Origin of the sequence: Pseudomonas sp. CFSAN084952, from assembly GCF_009648855.1 — a bacterium.
Lineage (GTDB): Bacteria > Pseudomonadota > Gammaproteobacteria > Pseudomonadales > Pseudomonadaceae > Aquipseudomonas > Aquipseudomonas paracarnis.
On sequence record NZ_CP045767.1, the window covers coordinates 2,658,449 to 2,685,207 of the forward strand.

25 protein-coding genes are annotated in these 26,759 nt (G+C 61.1%); 13 read left to right on the forward strand and 12 right to left on the reverse strand.

Going from position 1 to position 26,759, the window contains the following annotated elements:
- Window positions 1-109: 109 nt before the first annotated feature.
- A complete protein-coding gene (locus GH769_RS11885) occupies window positions 110-2,308 on the reverse strand; it encodes an OsmC domain/YcaO domain-containing protein (RefSeq protein WP_032902944.1) in 2,199 nt (732 codons plus the stop codon).
- Window positions 2,309-2,453: 145 nt separating this feature from the next.
- Here GH769_RS11885 and GH769_RS11890 point away from each other — a divergent pair, with 145 nt between their 5' ends.
- On the forward strand, window positions 2,454-3,014 hold the full coding sequence (locus GH769_RS11890) for a cysteine hydrolase family protein (protein WP_032902943.1): 561 nt from the start codon (window positions 2,454-2,456) through the stop codon (window positions 3,012-3,014).
- A gap of 62 nt (window positions 3,015-3,076) precedes the next feature.
- Here GH769_RS11890 and GH769_RS11895 read toward each other — a convergent pair whose 3' ends face one another.
- The 3 genes from GH769_RS11895 to GH769_RS11905 are packed head-to-tail and all read right to left on the reverse strand — an operon-like array spanning window position 3,077 to window position 4,792.
- A complete protein-coding gene (locus tag GH769_RS11895; protein ID WP_014718634.1) occupies window positions 3,077-3,526 on the reverse strand; it encodes an NUDIX hydrolase in 450 nt (149 codons plus the stop codon).
- Complete coding sequence (locus tag GH769_RS11900; RefSeq protein WP_032902941.1) at window positions 3,519-4,316, reverse strand: nucleotidyltransferase domain-containing protein; 798 nt, start codon at window positions 4,314-4,316, stop codon at window positions 3,519-3,521. The genes GH769_RS11895 and GH769_RS11900 overlap by 8 nt, the downstream gene beginning before the upstream one ends.
- On the reverse strand, window positions 4,313-4,792 hold the full coding sequence (locus GH769_RS11905) for an ATP-binding protein (RefSeq protein ID WP_032902940.1): 480 nt from the start codon (window positions 4,790-4,792) through the stop codon (window positions 4,313-4,315). Before GH769_RS11905 ends, GH769_RS11900 begins: the two co-directional genes overlap by 4 nt.
- Window positions 4,793-5,519: 727 nt before the next feature.
- On the opposite strand from GH769_RS11905, the gene GH769_RS11910 reads away from it, so the two are divergent.
- Together GH769_RS11910 and GH769_RS11915 are read left to right on the forward strand one after the other, a co-directional pair.
- A complete protein-coding gene (locus GH769_RS11910) occupies window positions 5,520-5,945 on the forward strand; it encodes a DUF2231 domain-containing protein (protein WP_032902939.1) in 426 nt (141 codons plus the stop codon).
- Window positions 5,942-7,234 carry a sorbosone dehydrogenase family protein gene (locus GH769_RS11915; RefSeq protein WP_032902937.1) on the forward strand — a complete coding sequence of 431 codons (1,293 nt, stop codon included), beginning with the start codon at window positions 5,942-5,944 and terminating at the stop codon, window positions 7,232-7,234. The genes GH769_RS11910 and GH769_RS11915 overlap by 4 nt, the downstream gene beginning before the upstream one ends.
- 30 nt (window positions 7,235-7,264) lie before the next feature.
- On the opposite strand, the gene GH769_RS11920 is transcribed toward GH769_RS11915, so the two are convergent.
- On the reverse strand, window positions 7,265-8,173 hold the full coding sequence (locus tag GH769_RS11920; protein ID WP_032902936.1) for a LysR substrate-binding domain-containing protein: 909 nt from the start codon (window positions 8,171-8,173) through the stop codon (window positions 7,265-7,267).
- Between the two features lie 92 nt (window positions 8,174-8,265).
- Here GH769_RS11920 and GH769_RS11925 point away from each other — a divergent pair, with 92 nt between their 5' ends.
- Window positions 8,266-9,249, forward strand: coding sequence for a DMT family transporter (locus GH769_RS11925; RefSeq protein WP_032902935.1), 984 nt, complete (start codon window positions 8,266-8,268; stop codon window positions 9,247-9,249).
- A complete protein-coding gene (locus GH769_RS11930; protein ID WP_032902934.1) occupies window positions 9,246-10,091 on the forward strand; it encodes an alpha/beta fold hydrolase in 846 nt (281 codons plus the stop codon). Before GH769_RS11925 ends, GH769_RS11930 begins: the two co-directional genes overlap by 4 nt.
- Here GH769_RS11930 and GH769_RS11935 read toward each other — a convergent pair.
- Together GH769_RS11935 and GH769_RS11940 are read right to left on the reverse strand one after the other, a co-directional pair.
- Window positions 10,078-11,481 (reverse strand): MFS transporter, encoded by a 1,404-nt coding sequence (locus GH769_RS11935; RefSeq protein WP_019817168.1) that lies wholly within the window; start codon window positions 11,479-11,481, stop codon window positions 10,078-10,080. The genes GH769_RS11930 and GH769_RS11935 overlap by 14 nt on opposite strands.
- A 143-nt stretch (window positions 11,482-11,624) precedes the next feature.
- Window positions 11,625-12,155, reverse strand: a complete 531-nt coding sequence (locus GH769_RS11940) for a GNAT family N-acetyltransferase (protein ID WP_032902933.1) — start codon at window positions 12,153-12,155, stop codon at window positions 11,625-11,627.
- A gap of 1,104 nt (window positions 12,156-13,259) precedes the next feature.
- On the opposite strand from GH769_RS11940, the gene proP reads away from it, so the two are divergent.
- Window positions 13,260-14,762 carry a glycine betaine/L-proline transporter ProP gene (gene proP, locus GH769_RS11945; RefSeq protein WP_014718644.1) on the forward strand — a complete coding sequence of 501 codons (1,503 nt, stop codon included), beginning with the start codon at window positions 13,260-13,262 and terminating at the stop codon, window positions 14,760-14,762.
- A 53-nt stretch (window positions 14,763-14,815) separates the two neighbouring features.
- Window positions 14,816-15,322 (forward strand): GAF domain-containing protein, encoded by a 507-nt coding sequence (locus tag GH769_RS11950; protein ID WP_014718645.1) that lies wholly within the window; start codon window positions 14,816-14,818, stop codon window positions 15,320-15,322.
- Here GH769_RS11950 and GH769_RS11955 read toward each other — a convergent pair.
- The gene (locus GH769_RS11955; protein WP_020302595.1) at window positions 15,297-16,220 is read right to left on the reverse strand and encodes an AraC family transcriptional regulator; all 924 of its coding nucleotides are present in this window, start codon (window positions 16,218-16,220) and stop codon (window positions 15,297-15,299) included. The genes GH769_RS11950 and GH769_RS11955 overlap by 26 nt on opposite strands.
- 163 nt (window positions 16,221-16,383) lie before the next feature.
- Between GH769_RS11955 and GH769_RS11960 the strand changes: the two genes are divergently transcribed.
- Both GH769_RS11960 and GH769_RS11965 read left to right on the forward strand, forming a co-directional pair.
- A complete protein-coding gene (locus GH769_RS11960; RefSeq protein WP_019817171.1) occupies window positions 16,384-17,406 on the forward strand; it encodes an alpha/beta hydrolase in 1,023 nt (340 codons plus the stop codon).
- Complete coding sequence (locus tag GH769_RS11965; RefSeq protein WP_032902932.1) at window positions 17,403-18,593, forward strand: MFS transporter; 1,191 nt, start codon at window positions 17,403-17,405, stop codon at window positions 18,591-18,593. Before GH769_RS11960 ends, GH769_RS11965 begins: the two co-directional genes overlap by 4 nt.
- Here the strand turns inward: GH769_RS11965 and GH769_RS11970 are convergent.
- Entirely contained in the window at window positions 18,586-19,407 is an 822-nt protein-coding gene (locus tag GH769_RS11970) for a helix-turn-helix domain-containing protein (RefSeq protein ID WP_014718649.1), read from the reverse strand. The genes GH769_RS11965 and GH769_RS11970 overlap by 8 nt on opposite strands.
- 102 nt (window positions 19,408-19,509) lie before the next feature.
- On the opposite strand from GH769_RS11970, the gene GH769_RS11975 reads away from it, so the two are divergent.
- Window positions 19,510-20,721, forward strand: a complete 1,212-nt coding sequence (locus tag GH769_RS11975; RefSeq protein WP_032872382.1) for an MFS transporter — start codon at window positions 19,510-19,512, stop codon at window positions 20,719-20,721.
- A 497-nt stretch (window positions 20,722-21,218) separates the two neighbouring features.
- On the opposite strand, the gene GH769_RS11980 is transcribed toward GH769_RS11975, so the two are convergent.
- A complete protein-coding gene (locus GH769_RS11980; RefSeq protein WP_032902931.1) occupies window positions 21,219-21,533 on the reverse strand; it encodes a DUF2834 domain-containing protein in 315 nt (104 codons plus the stop codon).
- Between the two features lie 191 nt (window positions 21,534-21,724).
- Here GH769_RS11980 and GH769_RS11985 point away from each other — a divergent pair, with 191 nt between their 5' ends.
- Window positions 21,725-23,434 carry an amidase gene (locus GH769_RS11985; RefSeq protein WP_020302599.1) on the forward strand — a complete coding sequence of 570 codons (1,710 nt, stop codon included), beginning with the start codon at window positions 21,725-21,727 and terminating at the stop codon, window positions 23,432-23,434.
- Window positions 23,435-23,595: 161 nt separating this feature from the next.
- Here the strand turns inward: GH769_RS11985 and GH769_RS11990 are convergent, their stop codons facing one another.
- On the reverse strand, window positions 23,596-23,829 hold the full coding sequence (locus GH769_RS11990) for a DUF6434 domain-containing protein (RefSeq protein ID WP_014718652.1): 234 nt from the start codon (window positions 23,827-23,829) through the stop codon (window positions 23,596-23,598).
- Between the two features lie 154 nt (window positions 23,830-23,983).
- Between GH769_RS11990 and GH769_RS11995 the strand changes: the two genes are divergently transcribed.
- Window positions 23,984-24,415 (forward strand): nuclear transport factor 2 family protein, encoded by a 432-nt coding sequence (locus GH769_RS11995; protein WP_014718653.1) that lies wholly within the window; start codon window positions 23,984-23,986, stop codon window positions 24,413-24,415.
- Window positions 24,416-24,422: 7 nt separating this feature from the next.
- Here GH769_RS11995 and GH769_RS12000 read toward each other — a convergent pair whose 3' ends face one another.
- Window positions 24,423-25,748 carry a PLP-dependent aminotransferase family protein gene (locus tag GH769_RS12000; RefSeq protein ID WP_032902929.1) on the reverse strand — a complete coding sequence of 442 codons (1,326 nt, stop codon included), beginning with the start codon at window positions 25,746-25,748 and terminating at the stop codon, window positions 24,423-24,425.
- A gap of 89 nt (window positions 25,749-25,837) precedes the next feature.
- On the opposite strand from GH769_RS12000, the gene GH769_RS12005 reads away from it, so the two are divergent.
- Window positions 25,838-26,728 (forward strand): DMT family transporter, encoded by an 891-nt coding sequence (locus GH769_RS12005; RefSeq protein ID WP_003190848.1) that lies wholly within the window; start codon window positions 25,838-25,840, stop codon window positions 26,726-26,728.
- The last annotated feature ends 31 nt before the right edge of the window (window positions 26,729-26,759 follow it).

Genomic DNA, 26,759 nt, shown 5'->3' on the forward strand with positions numbered 1-26,759 from the left:
TCCCACGCTCTGCGTGGGAATGCATTCGGTGACGCTCTGCGTCACGCTTGGGAACGCAGAGCGTCCCTGGCTGCATTCCCACGCGGAGCGTGGGAACGATCATTGCGTATCAGCCCTGGGTGATGTTGGCCCGCGCCGCATGCAGCTTCTTGTAGCTATCGATCAAGCGCAAATGCCGATCCAGGCCTTCCAGCTTCATGCTGGTCGGCGTCAGCCCATAAAAGCGCACACTGCCGTCGACCGAGCCGATCACCGCGTCCATGCGCTCGTTGCCAAACATGCGCCGGAAGTTGGCCTCGTAGTCAGCCAGTTCCAGGTCCTCATCCAGTTCCATCTCCAGCACCGCGTTCATCGCCTGGTAAAACAGGCCGCGCTCAATGGTGTTGTCGTTGTACTGCAGGAACATCTCTACGCATTCCTTGGCCTCTTCATACTGCTTCAGCGCCAGGAATATCAGCAGTTTCAGCTCCAGGATGGTCAACTGGCCCCACGCGGTGTTGTCATCGAACTCAATGCCAATCAGCGTAGTGATATCGGTGTAGTCGTCCAGTTCGCTTTCTATCAGACGCTCGACCAACGCCTGCAGCTCATCCTCGCTGAGGCGGTGCAGGTTGAGGATGTCTTCGCGGAAAAACAGCGCCTTGTTGGTGTTGTCCCAGATCAGGTCATCCACCGGGTAGATTTCCGAGTAGTCCGGCACCAGGATGCGGCAGGCAGTAGCGCCCAAGTGCTCATACACCGCCATGTACGACTCTTTGCCCATACCTTCGAGGATGCCGAACAGCGTGGCGGCTTCCTGGGCGTTGGAGTCTTCGCCCTGGCCGGAGAAGTCCCACTCGACAAATTCATAATCCGACTGAGCACTGAAGAAGCGCCACGACACCACGCCGCTGGAATCGATAAAGTGCTCGACGAAGTTGTTAGGTTCGGTCACCGCCTGGCCTTCGAAGGTCGGCTGCGGCAGGTCGTTCAAGCCTTCGAAGCTACGGCCTTGCAGCAGCTCGGTGAGGCTGCGTTCCAACGCCACTTCCAGGCTCGGGTGCGCGCCGAACGAGGCGAACACGCCGCCGGTGCGCGGGTTCATCAAGGTCACGCACATTACCGGGAATTCACCGCCCAGGGAGGCATCCTTGACCAGCACCGGAAAGCCCTGGGCTTCCAGGCCTTCGATACCCGCCAGGATGCCCGGGTACTTGGCCAGCACTTCGGCGGGTACGTCCGGCAGCGCAAATTCGCCTTCGATGATTTCGCGCTTCACCGCCCGCTCGAAAATCTCCGACAGGCACTGTACCTGGGCTTCGGCCAAGGTGTTACCCGCGCTCATGCCGTTGCTCAGGTAGAGGTTTTCGATCAGGTTGGACGGAAAATACACCACCTCGCCATCGGACTGACGCACGAACGGCAGGGAGACAATGCCACGGGCTTCGTTGCCGGAGTTGGTGTCGAACAGGTGTGAACCGCGCAGCTCGCCCTCGCGGTTGTAGACTTTCAGGCAGTAGGCATCGAGGATTTCACTCGGCAGCTCATCGTTGGGGCCCGGCTGGAACCAACGCTCGTCCGGGTAATGCACGAACGGCGCGTTGGCCAGGTCCTCACCCCAGAACTGGTCGTTGTAAAAGAAGTTGCAGTTCAGGCGCTCGATGAACTCGCCCAGCGCCGACGCCAACGCGCCCTCTTTTGTCGCGCCTTTGCCGTTGGTAAAGCACATCGGCGAATGGGCGTCGCGGATATGCAGCGACCACACGTTGGGCACGATATTGCGCCACGAGGCAATCTCGATCTTCATGCCCAGGCCCGCGAGAATCGCCGACATGTTGGCGATGGTCTGCTCCAGCGGCAGGTCCTTGCCGGCAATGTAGGTGCCCGCTGCGGACGTGGAGTTGGGCATCAACAACGCCTGGGCATCGGCGTCAAGGTTGTCGACTTCCTCAATCACGAATTCCGGCCCGGCCTGCACCACCTTCTTCACGGTGCAGCGGTCGATGGAACGCAGGATGCCTTGGCGGTCCTTGTCGGAGATGTCTGCGGGCAATTCGACCTGAATCTTGAAAATCTGGTTGTAGCGGTTTTCCGGGTCGACGATGTTGTTCTGCGACAGGCGAATATTCTCGGTGGGAATATTGCGCGTCTGGCAGTACAACTTCACAAAGTACGCCGCACACAACGCCGACGAAGCCAGGAAGTAGTCGAATGGCCCCGGTGCCGAACCATCGCCCTTGTAGCGGATGGGCTGGTCGGCAATGACCGTGAAGTCATCGAACTTGGCTTCAAGCCGAAGGTTGTCGAGAAAGTTGACCTTAATTTCCATGCGGGCACACCAGAATAACGAGCTAAACAAATTGGCCGCCATTATGAAGCGTTTCGCCGGGAAGTCTCAGGGATTTGCGTATGGGCTGCCGATCGGTGCTAACTTCCAACCAGTTAGATAATGTTCACCTCTGCCAGGACAGGCCATGGAACCGATAGCGACTAACGCCGCATTGTTGATCATCGATATGCAAAAAGGCATGGCCGATCCCACCCTTGGCCGCCGCAACAACCCAGACGCCGAGCTGCGCATACAGCAATTGCTCAATGCCTGGCGCCAGGCGCAACGCCCGATCATCCATGTGCGGCATATCTCCCGCTCTGCCGCTTCAGTGTTCCGGCCAGGCCAGCCCGGCTGTGAGTTCCAGGATGCGCTGCACCCACTGGCCCATGAGCATGTGGTGGAAAAAAACGTACCGGATGCATTCAGCGCCACGGGCCTGGAGCGCTGGCTGCACCTGCGCTCGATCCAGCAGTTGGTGATCGTCGGGGTCATCACCAACAATTCAGTGGAATCCACCGCACGCTCGGGCGGCAACCTGGGGTTCGACGTGATCGTGGCGGCGGATGCCTGTTTTACCTTCGATCAAACCGACTTGTCGGGGCGGCTGTGGGCCGCAGAGGATGTGCATGCGCTGTCGCTGAGTAACTTGGCGATGGACTATGCAAGGGTGTTCCAGACGAGTGAAATCCTGGCCAGTCATTAATGAGCAATGCAGACATGCATCAGGGCAAACGCACGATGGCGACCGCTTGCCGGCCTGGACGGTTAAAACACCCCGGCATCCTCCAGCATTTGCGGTAACGCCTGCGGCCATACCGTATCGCTCGTGGCGCGCAACGCTTCTGCCGACCACCAGCGATGATCCGCCATCACTTGGGTCTCCTGTAGCGTCCACTCGGCCCTGGATAACGCCTCGCTGGGCGCATGCACAACGAAGTACCGCTCAACCGCCAGCACCGTTTCGCCGCAGGGCAGCATCAAGGTCACGTCGCGCTCTGCTACACATTCCCCGACGCTGCTCACCGTGATCCCAGTCTCTTCGCGCAACTCACGAATCGCGGCGCTGTGGAAGCTCTCCCCGGCCTCCACGCCACCGCCCGGCGTGGCCCAGTAATCCTGGCCGGCCAGGGCGCCGTCTTTATGCACGAAGCGAAACAGCAACACTTGCTGCGCAGGGTTTATGACCAGTAATCGTGCGGCTTTGCGTTCACGCATCTGATTGATTCCTTTCTATAAAAGCCGAAACCATCCAGCTCAGAAACGTCCGTAGGCGTGTCGTAAATGCCTCGCCCTCGGCGCTCGGGTTGCGTGCCTCAAACAGGAAGTAGGCGATTTGCACGCGCATGGTCGGGTAATGATGAACAAACAGCCCGACGTAGTCTTCCAGGGTTTGCGGCCAGGTTTGCGCATCTTCCGCTCGCAGGATGTGGGTGGCGCGGATCAAGGCCCGTGATGCTTCCCGCTGCAGGCCAAGCCGCGTGTGTTCAGGGCTGGCCTGTTCAATGCGCACCAGGTAAGTCGTGAGCGCCTGTTCAAAATCACCATTGACCGCCAGGGCGATGGCGCGGGACGGGCGAAACGGTTCGACGTGCAGTGACGGGTCTTCGCCCCAGAGACAGCGGCAATGATGTTTGAGCCAGAAGCCCCAACTGTTTCGGTTTTCGGGCGCCAACACCTGGGCGCGGTGGCCGATGTCGAAGTCGATCTTGGTGACGCTCGGATGCCGTTGCTCCAAAGCGAGTCGGGCCGACTCCAATTGTTCAAGCACCGGCGCATTCGGTGGTTCCACCAGTATCAGGGAAAGGTCAAGATCAGACATCCCGATCTCAGCTTCGCCCCGTGCGATGCTGCCATACAGGTAAATCCCGTGCAGCCCGAGCTCCGGCCGGGACAAGGTAGCGCAAATGTCCGTCAGCAGGCGCTGGAACTCGGGTTGTATAGGCCCATCGGCGACGTTGAGGATATAGCCGTCGGCATCGATACCAGCAGGTTTTTGGGTGGTCACGGGCGATGCACCTCAATCACCAACCCTTCCTCTTCACTCGGCACACTGAAATGGCGAGTGATCAGGTCAAACTCGGCATCGGTGGCGGCAAAATCATGCTCACCCCGAGCGTTGCGCGCATGCAGGCGCGCACGACAGGTGGCATCGTCCAGCTCCAGGTAATGCAGGCAGTGCGGCACCTTGGCCGCCTGGGCCAGGTCGAGCAACCATTGACGATTGGCGAGGGTGTTGGCCGGAAAATCCAGCACCACATTGACGCCGCACGCCAACAGATCGATCACCAGCGGCTCAAGTACTCCACGAACCCGCTGGGCACAGCGCAGGTAGTCGGCAATGCTCTGGATTTCGCCGGGATAGAGATTGGCCAGCCACTGGTCTTCGCTGAGCACGATGGCCCCCTGCTCGGCGGCCAGGGTTTTGGCGAGTGTGGACTTGCCGGAGGCGATCTTGCCGCAGAGCAGATGCAGGGTGGGCATAACGCTATTCCTCATGTCGGGCCAGGAAGGATGAGTCTTATAGCCGCTGTGGTAAACATAAGCAGGCATAGGTATCTACGTAACTTTGTAGGCGGTAGCAGCAGACGGTAACCACGATGCGAAGCGAGCCGCTCTTGATCTGCTTGTGATCTTGATCTCAGGCGCCCCGTTAAACCACGCTGGCCGGAATTCGACAGGGATTTGGGGGGTAAACCGGCAGGGATGCCGGTTTAGCCGCCCCGCGCCATGGATGGCGCGTGGCGGCGCCCCCCCAAATCACTGGCGGATTACGGGCACACCGAGCCCAAGCGAGGTGCCGAGTGGTGGGGCAAGAGCGTTTTGCTTACTTTTGCGCTTTTCAAAAGTGAGCCGCCGTCAGGGCGGAACCCTAGGTGGCCGTTACCTAAATAACGGATATGTACCCGGTCCAACTGTGTTGACTGTTAGGCCGCCTTCGCAGGCAAGCCAGCTCCCACAGTTGGATGGTGGGGTGTCAGGTAGATAGATGTCGGCTGTCAGGCCGTCACGGGAGCAAGCTCCCTCGCCACAGGTTCAGCGTCGCACCAAAATTGTGTAGATACCTATGCATATGCAGGGGAACGCCGGATCGAAACACACCTCGACACGCCCTCCCAGTGAACTTTCTTGCAAATGCCATGCTCCTTTCCTATGCGAAGTCAGCGCGCCCTGAGCCCAGGGTGCAGAACGATAAGGAGCCGCCACCGACATGACTACCCTCTCCACTTACCCCGTCGTCAGGCCTGGGCCGTTGCACGGGACTTTGCTTGCCGGCACCGTGCCGTTGTTTCTCGGGGCCTTGCTCAGTGATATCGCCTACGGCCAGACCTACCAGATTCAGTGGGCCAATTTCGCCTCCTGGCTTATCGCAGGAGCCTTGGTGTTCTGTGGTTTTGCCCTGCTGTTTGCGCTGGTCAACTTAGTGCGTGCCGAACACAAGGGCGGGCGCCCGGTGGCGTACTTCCTGCTGTTGCTGGGCACTTGGGTGCTTGGCTTGGTCAATGCCTTCCAGCATGCCAAGGACGCCTACGCCATGATGCCCACCGGCTTGGTGCTGTCGGCGATTGTCACCGTGCTGGCGCTTGTCGCCACCTGGATTGGCTTGACCAACCTGCGCTCAGGAGCTGCCCGATGAAACCACTCAACACACTGGCCCTGCTCAGCGCCGCCCTGTTGCTGAGTGCCTGTGGCGGCGAAGGTGACAAGACCCAGGCACGCGGCCCTGACCCCAAGCTGCCCGAACAACAAAGCAGCCTGTTGCCGAGCATGAAGATTGCCGAGCCCACGCCGTGGGGCGATCAAAAGCCCAAGGTACCCGAAGGCTACAGCGTCACCGCCATCGCCACCGACCTTGCGATCCCGCGCCAGACCCTGGTGCTGCCCAACGGCGATATCCTGGTGGCCGAAGGCCGTGGCGGCAGTGCGGCCAAGCTCAAGCCCAAGGACGTGATCGCCAGTGTGATCAAGGCCCAGGGCAACACCAAGGTCAAGGGCGGCAACCGCATTACGCTGCTGCGTGACGCCGACGGTGACGGCACCTATGAACTCAAGACGGTATTCGCCGACAACCTCAACGCTCCCTACGGGCTGGCATTCGCCGACGGCAAACTGTATGTGGCCAACCAGGACGCACTGGTGCGCTTTGACTACGCCGACGGCCAGACCAAGGCCAGCGCCCCGCCCGTCAAAGTCACCGACCTGCCGGCGCAGATCAACCATCACTGGACCAAGTCATTGGCCGTGAGTGACGACGGGCGTCAGTTGTATGTGGGCATCGGTTCCAACAGCAACATCACCGAACGCGGCATGGAAGTGGAGATCGACCGCGCAATGGTCTGGCAGATCGATGCCGCCACCGGTGCGCATAAGCCCTACGCTACAGGCCTGCGCAATCCGACGGCGCTGAGCATCCAACCGGGCTCAGGGCAACTGTGGACCGTGGTCAACGAGCGCGATGAACTCGGCCCCGACCTGGTGCCAGACTACCTGACATCGGTGCGTGAAGGTGCCTTCTACGGCTGGCCCTACAGCTACTGGGGCCAGAACGTCGACCCCCGCGCACAACCGCAAAACCCGGCCAAGGTGGCTGCGGCGATCAAACCCGATTACAGCCTGGGCTCCCATGTGGCCGCGTTGGGCGTGGATTTCTCCATCCCTGCCATGGGTGAAAAATTCGCTGACGGCGCGTTTGTCGGCGAGCACGGTAGTTGGAACCGTGACAACCCAGTGGGCTACAAGGTGATCTTCGTGCCGTTCAGCAACGGCAAACCGGCGGGCGAGCCCATCGACTTTGCCACCGGCTTCCGCGGCGACGACGGCAAGACCCGTGGGCGTCCAGTGGGGGTGACGGTAGACCCGAAAGGCGCGCTGATCATTGCCGACGACTTGGCCAATACGATTTGGCGCGTCACGCGTAACCAATAACCGCAGATGACAGGGGCTGCGACGCCCCTGTCAGCCGTCACTCTGCAATTGTGCGTCAAGCCAGGCCAACAACGCCGTAATCTCCTCCCGACTGCCCGTCCCTTGCTGCCTGTAGACCGAAATAGCCTCGGGCAAAAACACGCTTTCTGCGCAGGGCCGCACCAGCGCCCCACTCTCTATCAGCCGGCTTGCGGTACGACGCCAACCCATGGCGATACCGTGCCCTTCCACGGCAGCTTGCAACATCAGCGGGTAACTGTCGAAGGTGGCACTGCGCGCATCCCTGGGCAACGTGTGGCCGAACATCTGCAGCCACTCATCCCATTCCATCAAGTGCGGCGGCTCGGAGCTGTGGTGCAGAAATGTGCAGGGCTGTAATTCAGTCAGCGCTAACGGCTTTTCCGGGCAGAGGTAGCCGGGGCTGCACACCGGGAACACCTCGTCGGAGGCGGTAAACATCAGCGTATGGCTGCCACTGGCGCGCCGGGTACTTTGCAGGGCCACATCGAAATGCCCGCCGAACTGGGTGATCGGCCGCGTACAGGTCACCACCTGGATCTCGATCTGCGGGCATTGCTGGTGGAAGGTCGCGAGACGCGGCATCAACCAATAGAACGCCTCGCATAGCTGGCACAGCAGTACCACGCGATTGCGCTGCGGTGATGTTCTCAGGCTGACCGCGCCCTCACTGATGCTCTGCAAGGCCTGGCTGACCACCCGCCCCAGCTCACGCCCTTCTTGCGTCAGGAACACCCCACGGTTGCGCCGACAAAACAGCTTGACCCCCAGGTTGTCTTCCAGCCCGCGTATCTGCCGACTGACAGCTGCCTGGGTGAGGTGCAATTCATCGGCCGCCTTGGAGAAACTCTCCAGACGCGCCGCCGCTTCAAACGGCAACAAACTGGCCAGCGGCGGTAAGGTTTTGCCAAGTGCATTCATAATCTGTGGTTATGCATCCAAGGCTGAAAACTCGTTTGTAGCACAGCCGCAGCGCTGGGCACCATGAATCCCTCACTTCATGGAGCAGCCTGATGACCACCGCCCGCGCCTCACTCTTTACCGGTGTGATATTGGCCGTTGTCGCCACCCTGGGCTGGGCGCTGAACTTCATTGCGCCCTACGTCACCGGCGTCTACAGCCTCTACGACTTGATGGCCGTGCGGTTCCTGATGGCCGGTGGGCTGGGCATCGCCGGGATGATGGTGTGCAGGGCGCAATTGAGTGTACTCAGCACCGGCCAGTGCGTACTGGCGGCAGCACTGGGCGCACTGGGTTGCCTCGGTTATGGCGTGTGCATTGCTGGCGGTGTGATGTTCGGCGGCCCGGTGCTGACGCCAGCGTTTGTCGGCATGGTCCCGGTGCTACTGGCGTTGATAGGCAACGCCAGTCACAAGACCCTGCAATGGCGCCAGTTGGTGATGCCGTTGTCCTGCCTCACTGTGGGGCTGTTGCTGGCGACAGTCAGCAGCCTCCACCTGCCCGCCTCCGGCACCGGTTCCTGGCTGGCGGGGTTGTGTTTCTCCTTGGGCGCAGTGGCCGTGTGGCTGGGGTTCAGCGTCATCAATCAACAGCAACTGGCACGCCTGCCTGCCCGCGCAACCGACCTGTGGACCGCCTTGATGCTGGTAGGCGCAGGCGGCGCGGCGCTGTGCCTGCTGCCGTGGCTATACACGCTGGGCTTGTTCCGGTTGCCGACCCTTGGCGCGGGCTGGAACCAGGCATGGCCGCTGTATGCCTGGAGCCTGGGCATCGCGGTGATGTCCACGGTGGTCGGCGCCTGGGCCTGGAACGCGGCAACGCGGCGCCTGCCCATGGTACTGAGTGGCCAATTGATTGCCCTGGAATCACTCTTCGCCAGCCTGCTCGGTCTAGGCTTTCACCGGCGCTGGCCGACGCCAATGGAAGCCGTGGGCCTGGCTGCCGTGCTCGTCGGTGTGGTCATGGCGGTTCGTACCCTCCTGGCGCAGGCAAAACCCGCCACAACCCATCAGACCTTCGGGGAGATTCAACCATGACCCATTCAAACGACGCACTGGCACTGCCCCACACCTTTGACTTTCGCAATCAAACTGTGCGCTGGGGCCAGCTGGGTACCCAGGGGCCGGCGCTGGTGATGGTGCATGGCACGCCGTTCTCTTCCCATGTGTGGCGGCGTATCGCGCCCTTGTTTACCCAGCAGTACCGCGTGTTCTATTACGACCTGCTTGGCTATGGCCAGTCTGAACAGGCGCCGGGCCAGGACGTGTCTCTGGGCGTGCAAAACCTGTTGCTCGACGCCCTGCTACACCATTGGGGCCTGGAACGCCCCCATGTGCTCGCCCATGATTTTGGCGGCGCCACGGCCCTGCGCACGCATCTGCTTGATGGCTGCGACTATGCCAGCCTGACCTTGATCGACCCCGTCGCCATGGCGCCCTGGGGTTCGCCGCTGGTGCAGCATGTGCGCCGCCATGAACAGGCCTTCAGCGACGCGCCGGCCTATATCCATGAGGCGATTGTGCGTGCCTATCTACAGGGCGCCGCCTTCACGCCGCTGCCTGCCGAGGTGCTGCACGCCTATGTCACGCCCTGGACAGGCGAGGTAGGCCAGCCCGCCTTCTATCGCCAGATTGCACAGATGGACCAGCGCTATACCGACCAGATTGAAGAGCGGCTCGCCGAGCTGCGTTGCCCGGTGCAACTGCTCTGGGGCGAAGAAGACCAATGGATCAACGTGGCACAGGGCGACGCGCTCGCAGGTAGATTAGGTGCACGCTACCTACGCGTCCCGCGTGCGGGGCATCTGGTGCAAGAGGACGCGCCCGAGGTCATCGTCGCTGCCTTGATGACCTTTCTAGCTAGCGTCACAGATCAGTGATTTCCTTGTGGCGCGGCACCAGCGTCTTCATCACGCTCCAGGCCACCAGATAAGCCAGGGCGCAGATGGCAAACATGATCATGTAGCCGGTATGGATGTCGTTGATGGACTTGTAATAGTCGAACACCCAGCCGCCGATCTTGGTCATGAGCACGCCGCCCAGGCCACCGGCCATGCCGCCAATGCCGACCACCGAGGCCACGGTTTTCTGCGGGAACATGTCGGACACGGTGGTGAAAATGTTGCATGACCACGCCTGGTGTGCCGAAGCGCCCACACCGATCAGCAACACCGGCACCCAGAAGCTGAGGTAACCCAACGGCTGCGCCAGCAACACCACGAGCGGGAACAGCGCAATCACCAGCATCGCTTTCATGCGCCCGTCATAGGGGGCATCGCCGCGCGCCATGAAGTAGCTGGGGAACCAGCCGCCGCCAATACTGCCGACCATGGTCATGCTGTACAGCACCGCCAGCGGCATCACGATATCGGCGCCTTTCATGCCGTATTGGGCAGACAGGTAGGTGGGCAGCCAGAACAGGAAAAACCACCACACGCCGTCAGTCATGAACTTGCCGAAGGCAAACGCCCAGGTCTGGCGGTAGGTCAACAATTTGAACCAGGAGACTTTCTTCCCTGCGGTGCCCGTCGGTGCCGGGGTAAACGGTTGTACGGTCTGGTCGCTACGGATGTAGGCCAGTTCCTCAGGTGACAGGCGTTTTTGCTGTTCCGGTTTTTCGTAAACGGCGGCCCACACGGCTACCCAGACAAAACCCAGCATGCCGATGACCATAAACGCCGCCTCCCAACCCCACAGGCCGGCAATCAGAGGGACACAGATCGGCGCCAGGATCGCGCCGACGTTGGCGCCGGAATTGAAGATACCGGTGGCCAGGGAGCGTTCTTTCTTGGGGAAATATTCGGCAGTGGCCTTGATCGCGATCGGGAAGTTACCCGCTTCGCCAATCGCCAACACAGCCCTTGAGAGCATGAAACCGGCAATGGACACCGGGATCACCGCCAGGCCAATGGCACCACTGACGGCTGCGATACCCTCGCCCATCGGCACCGCAAACGCATGCATGATCGCGCCGGTGGACCAGATACCAATGGCTACCACATAGGCGGCCTTGGTGCCGATCCTGTCGACGAAGCGCCCGGCAAACAGCATGGAAATGGCGTAGACAAACTGGAACACCGCCGCGATGTTGGCGTAATCGGTGTTGCTCCAGCCGAACTGCGTTGACAGTTGCGGTGCCAACAGGCTCAGCACCTGGCGGTCGAGGTAATTGACCGTGGTCGCGAAAAACAACATCGCGCAGATCGTCCAGCGATAGCTGCCGACCGCCTGGCCGACACGAAGGGCACTGATGGGCTCGTTCAGATTCATGGCATCACTTTTTATTTTTGTTAGGTAGGACATATGTAACGTCATATGTCGTCGTACAACTGCGAGTTTTATAGCGAGACGCCCACGCAGTGTCAATCGCAAAGATTGCCGCTTATCGAGGATTTACGCGGAATAGGAAAATGTCAGGCTTGTGCAGTTGTAGGATGACAAACCCTGAGCACCAGGCTGGGCGCTTGGCCGGGTACATCATCCAGCAGGCCAAAACGTTGCATGCCGAGCTTCTCCAATACGCGGATCGACGCAGCATGATCGGGTCGCACTAACCCGAAGACTTCCGGTAGAGATAGCGTGTCAAACGCCAGCGCCAGGGCATCCCGCCCCAGTTCAGTGGCATACCCCTGCCCCCAGGCCTCGACGGCCAGGCGATAGCCAAGGTTGATGCGCTGCTGCGTCAGGTAGTTAAGTGGCGCAATGCCGCCAAACCCGATGATGTGCTCGGGGCTCTCTTTGCAGGCAATTGACCACCAGCCGTAACCGTGGGACGCCCACTGTTGAATCCAGTGATCCAATAGCCGTTGTGCCGCATTTAGGTTGGGCAGCGGGCCGGCAGGATTGAACAAGTTGGTCTGTGGATCGCCGAAGATCGCGAACAATGGCTGAACGTCTGCGGCCCGTGGTTGGCGGTAGGTAAGGCGTGAATGACTGCTTGGCATTTAAATGACTTCCCTGCTTTGCCTGACTAACAATGACAATTCCCCTGTGGGAGCGCTCGAGCTTTAGCGAGGCCGCGATGGCGACAGTTCAGGCAACACAACTGCCAACAGTACCGCCGCCTTCGCAGCCTCGCCGGGGCTCGACAACTCCCACATCGGTTATGCGCCTGGCACAAATCCCCTGTGGGAGCGGGCTTGCTCGCGAAGGCGGTGTGTCAGTCACTGAATCTTTGACTGAACCACCGCTTTCGCAGGCAAGCCAGCTCCCACATGGGTCATGTACTACCCACAAAATCTGCGCCTGGCCCAGATCCCCTGTGCGGGCTTGCCCGCGAAAGCGGAGTGCCAGTCACTGAATCTTCGACTGAACCACCGCTTTCGCAGGCAAGCCAGCTCCCACATGGGTCATGTACTACCCACGAAACCTGCGCCTGGCACAGATCCCCTGTGGGAGCGGGCTTGCTCGCGAAGGCGGTGTGTCAGTCACTGAATCTTTGACTGAACCACCGCTTTCGCAGGCAAGCCAGCTCCCACATGGGTCATGTACTACCCACAAAATCTGCGCCTGGCCCAGATCCCCTGTGCGGGCTTGCCCGCGAAAGCGGAGTGCCAGTCACTGAATCTTCGACTGAACCACCGCTTTCGCAGGCAAGCCAGCTCCCACATGGGTCATGTACTACCCACAAAACTTGCGCCTGGCACAGATCCCCTGTGGGAGCGGGCTTGCTCGCGAAGGCGGTGTGTCAGTCACTGAATCTTTGACTGAACCACCGCTTTCGCAGGCAAGCCAGCTCCCACATGGGTCATGTACTACCCACAAAACCTGCCTGGCACAGATCCCCTGTGGGAGCGGGCTTGCCCGCGAAGGCGGTGTGTCAGTCACTGAATCTATGACTGAACCACCGTTTTCGCAGGCAAGCCAGCTCCCACATTTGATCTGTTTTGCCAATAGCCATGCTTCGGCCTCCAGAACCCGGCATTTTTACTCCCGTGAGAAAAAATACACAAAGCGGTGAATTATTTCGTGTCCACTTGTATCTGAACTGACAGAGCGGTGCCATCGTAGCGATGGCACCTCCCCTGTTCAGCTTTTGAGTGGCCCGCATGAAACTACGTAAAAAACGCGTCAAACCCATCGGATTGAAAGACATCACCATTGTCGACGACAACAAGATGCGCAAGGCGATCACCGCCGCCGCACTTGGCAATGCCATGGAATGGTTCGACTTTGGCGTCTATGGCTTTGTCGCCTATGTGCTGGGCAAGGTGTTCTTCCCTGACGCTTCCCCCAGCGTGCAGATGATCGCAGCGCTGGCCACCTTCTCAGTACCTTTCCTGATTCGCCCGTTGGGCGGCCTGTTCTTCGGCGCACTGGGCGATAAGTACGGGCGGCAAAAAGTCCTGGCCGCCACCATCGTGATCATGTCTCTGAGCACGTTCGCCATCGGCTTGATCCCCGGCTATGCCTCCATTGGCATCTGGGCGCCGATCCTGTTGCTGCTGTGCAAAATGGCCCAGGGTTTCTCGGTGGGCGGTGAGTACACCGGCGCGTCGATTTTCGTGGCTGAATACGCCCCGGACCGCAAGCGCGGCTTCCTTGGCAGTTGGCTGGACTTCGGCTCCATCGCCGGTTTCGTGCTCGGCGCGGGTGTGGTGGTGTTGATCTCCACCGTGCTCGGTGAAGCAGAATTCGAGGCCTGGGGCTGGCGCTTGCCGTTCTTCCTCGCCCTGCCCCTGGGCATCATCGGCCTGTACCTGCGCCACGCGCTGGAAGAGACCCCGGCGTTTCAACAGCATGTCGACAAACTCGAACAGGGTGACCGCGAAGGCCTGAGCCACGGCCCCAAAGTCTCGTTCAAGGAAATCGCCACCAAGCACTGGCGCAGCCTGCTGACCTGCATTGGTATCGTCGCGGCCACCAACGTGACCTACTACATGCTGCTCACCTACATGCCGAGCTACCTGTCCCACAACCTGCACTATGCCGAAAACAGCGGCGTGCTGATCATCATTGCGATCATGGTTGGCATGTTGTTCGTGCAGCCGTTCATTGGTTTTGTCAGCGACAAGATCGGCCGCAAGCCGTTCATCATCGCCGGCAGCATCGGCCTGCTGTTCCTGTCGATTCCGGCCTTCATGCTGATCACCAGCGGCAAGACCGGCCTGATTTTCGGCGGTCTGTTGATTCTGGCGGTGGTGCTGAACTTCTTTATCGGTGTGATGGCGTCGACCTTGCCGGCAATGTTCCCCACCCACCTGCGCTACAGCGCCCTGGCTAGCGCCTTCAACGTCTCGGTACTGATCGCCGGTGTTACGCCGACCGCCGTGGCCTGGCTGGTGGAGAGCACCAACGACCTGTACATGCCCGCCTATTACCTGATGGTGTTTGCGGTGGTTGGCCTGATCACGGGCCTGACCATGAAGGAAACCGCCAACAAGCCCCTGCGTGGCGCGGCCCCGGCGGCTTCCGACATGGAAGAAGCCAAGGAGCTGCTGCAGGAGCATCACGACAATATCGAGCAGAAAATCGAAGACATCGATGCCGAGATTGCCGCGCTGCAAACCAAGCGGGAAAACCTGGTACAGCAACACCCGCGCATCAACTAATAACCTGACTGTGCGTGGTCGCGGCCTGCGACCACGCCATTGGAGCGTTCAGCATGGTTTCAAGCGTCACCGCCGCACACAGGTTACTCAGCGCAGACGAGCGCGCCGCCATTGCCGAAATTGAAGCAACCACCAATATCCTCAAGCTGGTCACTCGTCTGACCGGGATGAGATTCGCCGGCATCGCCAAGTTCACCGACCAGGAATGGGTGGTGTGTTCGGCCTACGACCCGCTACAAATGGGCATCAACGTCGACGACGTACTCGACCTGGAAACCACCCTGTGCAGTGAGTTCTGCATCAACCCACACACCCTGTTCGTCCCCCAGATCAGCCAGAACGGCCGTTTCGCGTCACGCCCGGTGGTCAAGCAATACGCCATCGAAAGCTACGCCGGTGCGCCGATCTTTCTGCCCGATGGCCGCCTGTTCGGGGCGCTGTGTGCGCTGGACTCACGGGCCATGCTGTTCGACGACCCGAACCTGCCGGAAACCCTGAGCCTGTTCGCACGGCTTATCGGCTGCATCTTCTACGCTAATCTGACCCCGGCGGATCACTGACACCCGCCCGGCCCCGCAGTGCTGCCATATCACGCTTGGGCGGCACCCCGAACAGCCGGCTGTACTCACGGCTGAATTGCGACGGGCTCTCATACCCGACTTTGAACGCGGCACTGGAGACATCCTGGTGCTCGTTCAACATCAATCGTCGTGCTTCATTCAGACGCAGCCATTTCTGGTATTGCAGCGGGCTCATCGCGGTCAGTTGCCGGAAGTGATGGTGAAAGGTCGCCGCGCTCATTTGCACCCGCGCTGCCAGCTCTTCCACACGCAGGGCCCCGTCGAAATTCAACTTCAGCCAGTCGATCGCCTTGGCAATTCGATAGCCCTGCCCGTCCACCGAGCAGATCTGGCGCAGTCGGCCGGCCTGGTCGCTTTTCAATAGCCGGTAATGAATCTCGCGCTGGATCAATGGCGCGAGTACCGGGATAGCCTCGGGTTCGTCCAGCAACGCCACCAGGCGCGCGAATGCGGCCAGCATGCCGTCGGTGACCGTGCCGATCCCCACGCCCTTCATGACTGCGCGCTCACGCACCGGCGGCAAGCCACCCTGGGCGATCAGCTCCGCGAGCATGCGCAGGTCCAGCTTGAACGTCAGCCCTAGGCACGGCTGCTCGGGGCTGGCCGCCAGCACCTCGGAATTGGCCGGGATGTCCAGCGACGTCACCAGGAACCGGGACGTGTCGTAGGGGTAGCCCTCGCCACCGACCCACAACTGCTTCTCGCCCTGGGCCACCAGCACGATGCACGGCTCAACCATGCACACCACCGGCGCAGCGGGTTGCTCACGCCGATAAAAGCCCAGGCCGGGGATCGGCATCGCGTAGTCGCCGGGCGACGGGGTGCGCGAACCAATCGACTGGATCAGCGCGTTCAGGGGGGTGGGAGTGGACGTCATAACAGACCCTTTCAATGCTTCATTGCACTTTACCCGCGCAAGTCACGGGCGTCGTCATCTGGCGCTGAAACTCAGAGGATCAGGCAAGTAATCCACTCAAATGCACTACAGAAGCCCTGCCGTCACCCGGAAAATGTGCGGACACTTCACAAGGAACATCCCTATGAAACGCCTCTTGCTCGCCCTGGGTTTGCTGGTGACTTCTCTTTCTTCATTTGGAGCCGATATGTCTAACGGTGCGGATAACTTTTACAGCAGCGACACAGTGACGGCCGAACCTGTCACCTTCAACAATCAATACGGCATGCAGGTGGCAGGCACGCTGTTCGTGCCCAAACACCTGGCCCCAGGCTCAAAGCACGCAGCCCTGGTCGTCGGCCACCCGATGGGCGCCGTCAAAGAGCAAAGCGCCAACCTCTACGCCACCAAAATGGCTGAACAGGGTTTCGTGACCCTGTCCCTGGACCTGTCGTTCTGGGGCCAAAGCGCCGGTACGCCGCGCAACGCGGTGTTGCCCGACCTCTACGTGGAAGACTTCAGCGCCGCCGTGGACTTTCTCGGCACTCGCCCACAGGTCGACCGGGAACGCATCGGTGCCATCGGCATTTGTGGCAGCGGCAGTTTTGTGATCAGTGCTGCGAAGATCGATCCGCGTCTCAAGGCAATCGCCACCGTCAGCATGTACGACATGGGCGCGGCCAACCGCAATGGCCTCAAGCACGGCATGACCTTGCAACAGCGCCAGCAGATCCTGCGCCAGGCCGCCAACCAGCGCTATGTAGAGTTCCAGGGCGGCGAGACCCTCTACACCGGTGGCACGCCGCACAGCCTTACCGGCGACCCGGTCGGCGACGAGTTCTACGACTTCTACCGCACCCCGCGCGGCGAAGTCACCCCGGCAGGCGCCTCATCGCAGACCACCACCCGCCCGACGCTGACCAGCAACGTCAAGTTCATGAACTTCTACCCCTTCAACGATATCGAGACGATCTCGCCGCGCCCACTGCTGCTGATTACCGGGGCCGACGCGCACTCCCGTGAGTTCAGTGAAGACGCCTACCAACGCGCCGCCGAGCCCAAGCAATTGCTGGTCATCCCCAACGCCGGCCATGTAGACCTGTACGACCGCGTCGAACTGATCCCGTTTGACACGCTCACCACCTTCTTCCAGAGCCACTTGCAGTGAGTTCCGTTATCCCTCAACCGCAACGCTGGGGCGCGGTGCTGGCGATGTCGCTCGCGGCGTTTGCCTTGGTCGCCTCCGAGTTCATGCCGGTCAGCCTGCTCACACCGCTGGCCGCTGACTTGCACATCACTGAAGGCCAGGCCGGCCAGGGCATTTCCGTGTCCGGGGTGTTTGCCTTGCTCACCAGCCTGGTGATCGCGGCGGTTGCCGCGAGGATGGATCGCAAGCGCCTGCTGATGGCCCTGACCCTGCTGATGATCGTCTCTGGCAGCGTGGTGGCGTTCGCACCGAATTACGCGGTGTTCATGTTCGGGCGCGCATTGATTGGGGTGGCGATTGGCGGTTTCTGGTCGCTGTCGGCGGCCACGGCAATGCGCCTGGTCGAGCCCGCCCAAGTGCCACGGGCCTTGGCCATCGTCAACGGTGGCAACGCCCTGGCGACGGTGATCGCGGCGCCGCTGGGCAGCTTTCTTGGCGGCCTGATTGGCTGGCGCGGCGCATTTTTTTGCGTGGTGCCGGTGGCCGTGATTGCGCTGGCCTGGCTGTGGCTGAGCTTGCCTGCGCTCAAGCACAGCGGCGCAGCGAACACCGGCAATGCACTGCGCCTGCTGAAAAACTCCAAGGTCGCCGTGGGCATGTGCGCCGTCAGCCTGTTCTTCATGGGCCAGTTCATGCTGTTCACTTACCTGCGGCCGTTCCTGGAAGGCGTGACCCGGGTCGAGGTGTCCACCCTGTCGCTGATGCTGCTGGTGCTCGGCCTGGCCGGTCTGGCGGGTACGGTGTTGATTGAGCATTTGCTCAAGCGTCATTTGTACCCGACGCTGATTGCCATTCCGTTGATCATGGCCGGCATTGCCCTTGCGCTGGTGGGGTTCGGCGGTTCAGCGATTGTCACCACTCTGCTGTTGGGCTGCTGGGGCCTGGTAGCGACAGCTGCACCGGTTGGCTGGTGGACATGGCTGGCGCGCACCGTGCCCGACGACGCTGAGGCCGGCGGGGGGTTGATGGTCGCCATCATCCAGTTGGCGATTGCCGCCGGTGCCACCGTCGGTGGTGTGGCATTCGACTTGAGCGGTTATCAGGCCACCTTCGAGTTGAGCGCCGCCTTGCTGGTAGTCGCCACACTGCTGGCTTACCTGGCATCCCGGCGCCCTGCTCACGCGCGCGTGGCGAGCGACGCTACTTGAAAAAATGACTCGGCGTTTTGCCAAACTGTTTCTTGAACATGCTGGTAAAAGCGCTGGGGCTTTCGTAGCCCAACTCAAACGCCACATCGATGATCTTCTCCCCCACCGCAATGCGCTCCAGCGCCAGCAGCAACCGCGCCTGCTGGCGCCATTGGCCGAAGGTCATGCCGGTTTCCTTACGGAACAGGCGCTGGATGGTGGTCTGGTCCAATCCCAACCGCGCACTCCAGTCGGCGACGGTGGAGGCATCACTCGGTTCATCCTGCAACGCCAGGCAGATCGGGCTCAGGCGCGGGTCGGCAGGCTGGGGCAGCGACAGCGGCAAGGCCGGGAGAATGGCCAGTTCGTCAAGAATCAGGTGCATGATCCGCGCGTCGCGTGAATCCTCGGCATACGGCGGTTTCAAGCTCACCGAGGCCTTGATCAGTTCACTCAGCAGCGGCGAAACCGTCACCGTCTTGGGCTCGGCCGGCAAGTTGGGGAAGCTGTCCGGGCGCACGAACACGCTGCGCATCTTCAGCGTACCTACGCAGCGCAGTGAGTGAACTTGACCGCAAGGCATCCAGAAGCCACGATTGGGCGGCACCGTCCATTGCCTCAGGGCCGAGTACACCACCATCACACCGCCAATGGCGTACAGCAGTTGGTGCTTGTTGTGGCTGTGTTCGGGGATCACCCAGTTTTCGGGGTAATCAGTGGCCGAGCTGATGACGGCCCAATCGCCCTCATCGATTTCTCGCAGAAATTTATCCAGTGATTTGATCATTTCGCCCTTTTTGCGATGGTTTCTGCCCGAATTGCGCGAGACAGGCATTGGCGCCGAATCTAGCATAAACGCCGAGTCCAGATGGAGTGGCGGTTCACATCACCGCCGCCCGCCTCCACGCCTGTCAGTTGCCTTGTACGGAATGCCCGCATGTCCACAGTCACAGCGTCACCCGCCGCACCTTCGACCAGCTCGCAAGTAAGCCCCTTAGTCATGCGCGTCCTGGGCGCCTGTGCCCTGGCGCACCTGATCAATGACTTGATCCAGGCGGTACTGCCGTCGATCTACCCGATGCTCAAGGCCAACTACGGCCTGAGCTTTACCCAGGTCGGCCTGATCACCCTGACCTTCCAGTTGACCGCCTCCCTGCTGCAACCGTGGATCGGCTACCACACCGACCGCCACCCCAAACCCTGGCTATTGCCGGCGGGCATGGTGTGCACCTTGATCGGCATCTTGATGCTGGCCTTTGTCGGCAACTTCCCAGCGATATTGCTCGCGGCAGCGCTGGTAGGTGTGGGCTCATCGACCTTCCACCCGGAAACCTCCCGCGTCGCACGCCTGGCTTCCGGTGGGCGCTACGGCCTGGCGCAATCGACCTTCCAGGTCGGCGGCAACACCGGCAGCGCTTTCGGCCCGTTGCTGGCGGCGGCGATCATCATTCCCTACGGCCAAAGCCACATTGCCTGGTTCGGCCTGTTTGCGGTGTTCGCCATCCTGGTGCTGTACGGCTTGAGCCGCTGGTACCGCCACCACCTCAACCTGTTCAAGCTCAAGCAAGGCAGCCAGGCCACCCACGGTTTGTCCAAAGGCCGCGTGACCTTCGCCCTGGTGGTATTGGCTGTGCTGGTGTTTTCCAAATACTGGTACATGACCAGCCTGACCAGTTACTTCACGTTCTACCTGATCGAAAAATTCCAGCTGTCGGTAGCCAGCTCGCAGATGTACCTGTTCCTGTTTCTCGGCGCAGTGGCCGTGGGCACCTTTGCCGGTGGCCCGATCGGCGACAAGATCGGCCGCAAGAAAGTCATCTGGTTCTCGATCCTCGGCGCCGCACCGTTCACCCTGGCCCTGCCCTACGTCGACCTGTTCTGGACCGCCGTACTCAGCGTGGTCATCGGCTTTATCATCGCCTCGGCGTTCTCGGCCATCGTGGTGTTTGCCCAGGAACTGGTGCCGGGCAATGTGGGCATGATCGCCGGGATATTCTTCGGCCTGATGTTCGGCTTCAGCGGGATCGGCGCGGCGCTGCTCGGGATGCTCGCTGACCATCACGGCATCGAATACGTGTACAAGCTGTGCTCGTTCCTGCCGCTGGTGGGCATCCTCACGGTACTGTTGCCGTCGACCAAAGGCGTTTGATCGATCACGTCGCCCCATAGCCGTAGTTATCTACAACTTTGGGGCGACGCGGGACCTGTGGCGAGGGAGCTTGCTCCCGTGACGGCCTGCCAGCCGACGCATATTTATCTGACACCACTAGATCCAAATGTGGGAGCTGACTTGCCTGCGATGGCGGCCTGCTAGCCGAAGCCTATCTACCTGACACCCCCACGATCCAGATGTGGGTGGCTTGCCTGCGATGACCATAGGTATCGACACAATTCCGTAGCGCTCAACGGTAACCACGATGCGAAGCGAGCCGCTCTTGATCTGCTATGGATATGTCCACAATCCAACTGTGTTGACTGCCAGGCCGCCTTCGCGAGCAAGCCCGCTCCCACAGTGGGATCGCGGTGCTTCAGGTATAGAAGCGTCAACTGTCAGGCCGCCATCGCAGGCAAGCCAGCTCACACTTTGGATCGTCGTGTGTCAGTCAGATCAGCGTCGCTGGCAGGTCGTCACGGGAGCAACAAGCCTCACTTCATGGCCCGGCGAGAAAACCCATTAACCACGATATAGAGCAGCGGCCCTACCGACACAAACACTGCCGTCAGTAAAAAATACGGCAGCACTGAGGCCATCGACCGCCCTCGCCCACGCGCATCCAGGTACATCCACACACACGCCAGCACCGCCATCAGATACAGGTCAATCACCACCTGTGCCGTATCGGGTCTGGACATCAGTTCCCATCCAAATGCCAACAGTGACTGCTCGGCCGTGAGCATGGTCGCCACGGTATAGACGGTGAATCCCAGCAAGGCCGCCAGGGCGATATAAGGTTTTTGCATGGTCTCTTCCTTGAAGTGCAACGTTAATCAACGCGGCCACCTTAGCGACAAGAGACTGCCGCTCGCAATCCTGCTGACGTCTTTCTCGAGATGTCCTGCGCGCCGCCTACGCGAAGTAGGCCGCGCTGGTTTTGTGAAATATCTGTACGTAGACTGCCGCCATACCCCCACTTGAAGGCGGCGAAAAAAACGTGATGCAAGTTACTGAAGTCTCCATTGCCCAATTGCGCGCTGCGCTTGAAGCCGGCCAGACCACGGCAGTTGAACTGGTGCAGGCGTACCTGGCGCGGATAGATGCCTACGATGGCCCGCAGACGGCCACTGCACTGAACGCCGTGGTGGTACGCAACCCCGATGCGCTCAAAGAAGCCCAGGCGTCTGATGCACGCCGCGCCAAGGGGCAAACCCTGGGGCCACTGGATGGTATCCCCTACACGGCCAAGGACAGTTACCTGGTCAAGGGGTTGACGGCTGCATCCGGCAGCCCGGCGTTTGCCAAGCTGGTGGCCCAGCGCGATGCCTTCACCATTGAGCGTCTGCGTGCCGGTGGCGCTATCTGCCTGGGCAAGACCAACATGCCGCCGATGGCCAATGGCGGTATGCAGCGTGGCGTGTACGGTCGCGCCGAAAGCCCCTACAACGCCGACTACCTCACCGCGCCGTTTGCGTCGGGTTCCTCCAACGGTGCCGGCACCGCCACCGCCGCCAGCTTTGCCGCGTTCGGGCTGGCTGAAGAAACCTGGTCCAGCGGTCGCGGCCCGGCCTCCAACAATGGCCTGTGTGCCTACACGCCTTCACGCGGGGTGATTTCCGTGCGCGGCAACTGGCCGCTGACCCCGACCATGGACGTGGTAGTGCCCTACGCTCGCACCATGGCCGACCTGCTGGAAGTGCTCGACGTCGTGGTGGCCGAAGACCCGGACACACGAGGCGACCTGTGGCGCCTGCAACCCTGGGTGCCAATCCCCAGCGTCACCTCGGTGCGCCCGGAGTCCTACGCGGCGCTGGCAGTCAACAGCGAAAGCCTGGCCGGCAAGCGCTTTGGCGTGCCGCGCATGTACATCAACGCCGACCCGGAGGCTGGCACCAGCGAAAAACCCGGTATCGGCGGCCCGACCGGGCAAAAAATCCACACCCGCGCCACGGTGATTGAACTGTGGCAAGCCGCGCGCCAGGCATTGGAAGCGGCGGGTGCCGAAGTGATCGAAGTGGATTTCCCGCTGGTGTCCAACTGCGAAGGCGACCGCCCCGGCGCACCGACGGTGTTTACCCGTGGCCTGGTCTCTAAAGAGTTCCTCCACGACGAACTGTGGGAACTGTCAGCCTGGGCCTTCGATGACTTCCTGCGCGCCAACGGCGACCCGCACCTGAACCGCCTGGCCGATGTGGACGGGCCGAACATCTTCCCCCACGACCCCGGCACCCTGCCCAACCGTGAAGACGACCTGGCCGCCGGCATGGACGAATACGTGCGCATGGCCCAACGCGGCATCACCTCATGGGACCAGATCAGCACCGTGCCCGATGGCCTGCGCGGCCTGGAGCAAACCCGGCGCCTGGACCTGGAAGACTGGATGGACACCCTGGGGCTTGACGCCGTGCTGTTCCCCACCGTGGCCGACGTAGGACCGGCCGATGCCGATGTGAACGAAGCGTCTGCCGATATCGCCTGGAGCAACGGCGTATGGGTCGCCAACGGCAACCTCGCCATCCGCCACCTGGGCGTACCCACCGTCACCGTGCCGATGGGCGTGATGGCGGACATTGGCATGCCGGTGGGGCTGACCTTCGCCGGGCGTGCCTATGACGATTCGGCGCTGTTGCGCTTTGCCTCGGCGTTCGAAGCCACCGGCAGCAAACGGATGATCCCGCCGCGTACGCCACCGCTGGCGGCTATCTAGCTGGGCTCCTCATTCAAATGCGGGCTTGCTGTGGCGAGCAAGCTTGCTTGCGCTGGGGTGCGTAGCGCCCCAAAAAAGCCGGCTCCAGCTGCGCTGTCGAGCGGGAGCAAGCTCCCTCGCCACAGCAAGCCCGCTCCCACACTTTTTGTTCATATTTCAGTTCAAACACCGTGGTGCGACGACCGAAGAACCTCGTTGCGACGCTGCCACTCCTCCACCACTTCCCCCAAGGTCTTGGGTGCGCCATTACGAATCCACGCCATGAATGGACGGTTGAACTTGAACGCCGGGCCGCACTGCTCAAGCATAAAGCGGCGCACGTTCTGGGTGTTTTTGTAGCTAGGGGTGACGGGTGTAGCACGGGTGATGACGTCGCTGTGCCAGTCAAAATCCATGATGTACCTCGGCTGCGCGGATGGTGATTAACACTCTAGCGCCTCCTCACCTCAAGCTCCTGCAAATTTCACTTTCCTTCCCCCTTGAGAATATTGCATGGTTGTACGACGACATACCTCGTCGTATTTCCCAACAACAATAAGGAAAACCCCCATGCCCAACTTCAAAGTGCTGATCGGATTTCTGTGCCTGTTCTGCGGCTACGTCGCCGCCGCGCCCGGCGCAGCCGAGAAGGATGTAGCCCAGGCAGTCGATCAATTGACCCAAGCCATGCTGCACCTGGACCTCAAGCAGCTTCATGCACTGACGTCCGACAAGCTCACCTACGGCCACTCCAGCGGCAAGGTGCAGAACAAGGCGCAATTCATTGCCGACCTGGAAACCCATACCAGCGCATTCAAAACCCTGGAGATGCAAAACCAGACCATCACCCTCAATGGCGATACCGCCCTGGTGCGCAACCACTTCCACGCCCTGGCAGTGAACAGCGGTGTGGACACACCAACCGATATCGATAACTTCCAGGTCTGGCAAAAACAGCATGGCAAATGGCTGCTGATTGGTCGCCAGGCTTACAAGTACTGAAGATCGCTCACCACGCCACCACCTTGCGCACCTTCACCAGCGCCTCACGCAACGCCGCCATCGGCACCGAACCCAGGGCCAGGCGCAGTGCGTGGGGCACCTGGGCCGAGACCGCGAACGGTTCGGCGGTTGAAACCGAGATGCCCGCCCGCTGCAAGGTCATGGCGACCTGATCGGCGCGGGCGTCTTGCGCCAACGGTAGCCACAGAAAGTAGGATGACGGGTGGCTGATGGTCTTCACGTCCCTCAGCACCTGTGCTGCCAACGCTTGACGAGCCTGGGCATCCGCACGCTTTTGCGCCTCCAGTTGCGCCACCGTGCCGTCCTCGAGCCAGCCCACCGCAATCGCGCTCATCACCCCCGGCACGTTCCAGGTAGTGGCCATGATCGTGCGTTCCAACCCGCTTACCCACGCCATAGGCGCAGCGATAAAGCCCACACGCAAACCGGTGGCGACACTCTTGGACAACCCGCCGATGTACACCGTGCGCTCCGGTGCAAGAGTTGCCAAAGGTGGCGGTGCTTCTTCGGCGAGAAACGCATAGGCGCCATCCTCAATGATCATCAGGTCGTGCTGCCGGGCGATTGCCACCAAACGCTCGCGCTGCGCCAGGCTCATCACCCAGCCCAGCGGGTTATGCAGGGTCGGCATGCTGTACACCGCTCGCACCGGGCGCTGGCGACACAGGCTGTGCAGGTGGTCCAGGTCCGGGCCGCTGGCGGTGACTGGGATGGCGACCAGTTCCAGGTGCAGGGTTTCGGCCAGTACCTTGAACCCCGAATAGGTCAATGCATCCACCGCGACCACATCCCCAGGCTTGAGCAAGGTCATCATGCTCACCGCCAGGCCATGCTGGGCGCCGCTGACGACAAGCACCTGCTCGGCTTGCACCGCCAACCCTCGGTTCAACAAGTGCCGGGCCACGGCGGCGCGCTCGTGCACACGCCCGGCATGGGGCTGGTAGCGCAGCAGCGCCTCCAGATCGCCAGACAGGGCGAGCTGGCGCAACGCCGTGCGCAACAGCTCGGCCTGGCCCGGCAAGGACGGGTAGTTGAAATTCAGATCGAGCACACCCGCCGTAACCGTCATCTGCCCGCTGCCCTGCCCTGGCGGCAACGCGATTTCACGCACGAAGGTGCCGCGCCCGGTTTCGCCGCTGACCAGGCCCATGGCTTCCAACTCGCTGTACACCCGGCTGGCGGTGACCAGTGCCAGGCCATGCTCGGCGGCCAATTGCCGATGGGTAGGCAAGCGCGTGCCGGGCTGCAATTGGCCGCTGCGGATGGCCTCGGCGAAGGTATCGACCAGCGTCTTGTAGCGAGCACGGGGCATAGGGTTGTATCCATGACAATTTTTTGATTGTCTTAATCTTCAATCCTAGGATGCCCAGCACGCAACTGCCATTTTCGGACAGGTCCCCCATGGAACGCACTTCTCCTCTCGGCACTCTGGACAGCAGCACCCAGGGTTGGATCAACGGTTTTATCGGCGTGGTGATTTTCAGCGGCTCGCTGCCAGCCACGCGCCTGGCGGTGATGGAATTCGATCCGGTGTTCCTGACCATGATCCGTGCCACCCTCGCGGCACTATTGGGGTTGTGCCTATTGGGGGTATTCAAGGAAAAACGCCCCACACGCCAGCAATGGGCACCGCTGGTTATCGTCGCGCTTGGCGTGGTGATCGGCTTTCCACTGCTGACGGCCCTGGCCCTGCAGTACGTGACCTCGGCCCACTCCATCGTCTTTATCGGCCTGCTGCCACTGGCTACGGCGGTGTTCGGTGTGCTGCGCGGCGGTGAACGGCCGAGGCCGGTGTTCTGGTTGTTTTCGGTCCTGGGCAGCCTGTTGGTGATGGGATATGCCATTGCTCAAGGCTTGAGCGCCGCACCCGCGGGCGATGTGTTGATGCTGTTGGCCGTGCTGGCATGCGGCCTGGGGTATGCCGAAGGCGCCAAGCTGTCGCGCAACCTGGGCGGCTGGCAGGTGATCTGCTGGGCGCTGGTGGTGTCGCTGCCGGTGGTGGCGCCCTTGAGCCTGTTGTTGGCGCCGTCCACCCTCAGCGGTATCAGCTTGCCGGCATGGCTGAGCCTGGGCTATGTGGCGTTGTTCAGCATGTTGATCGGCTTTGTATTCTGGTACCGCGGCCTGGCCCAAGGCGGGATTGCCGCGGTTGGCCAGTTGCAGTTGCTGCAACCGTTCTTCGGGCTGGCGCTGGCGGCGGGTTTGCTGCATGAACAGGTCAGCCTGGGCATGGTGCTGGTGACGGTGGCGGTGATCGGCTGCGTGGCCGGGGCGAAGAAGTTTGCTCGCTAACCCCTGGCCTGCTAAATAGAAGCGTCGCCCA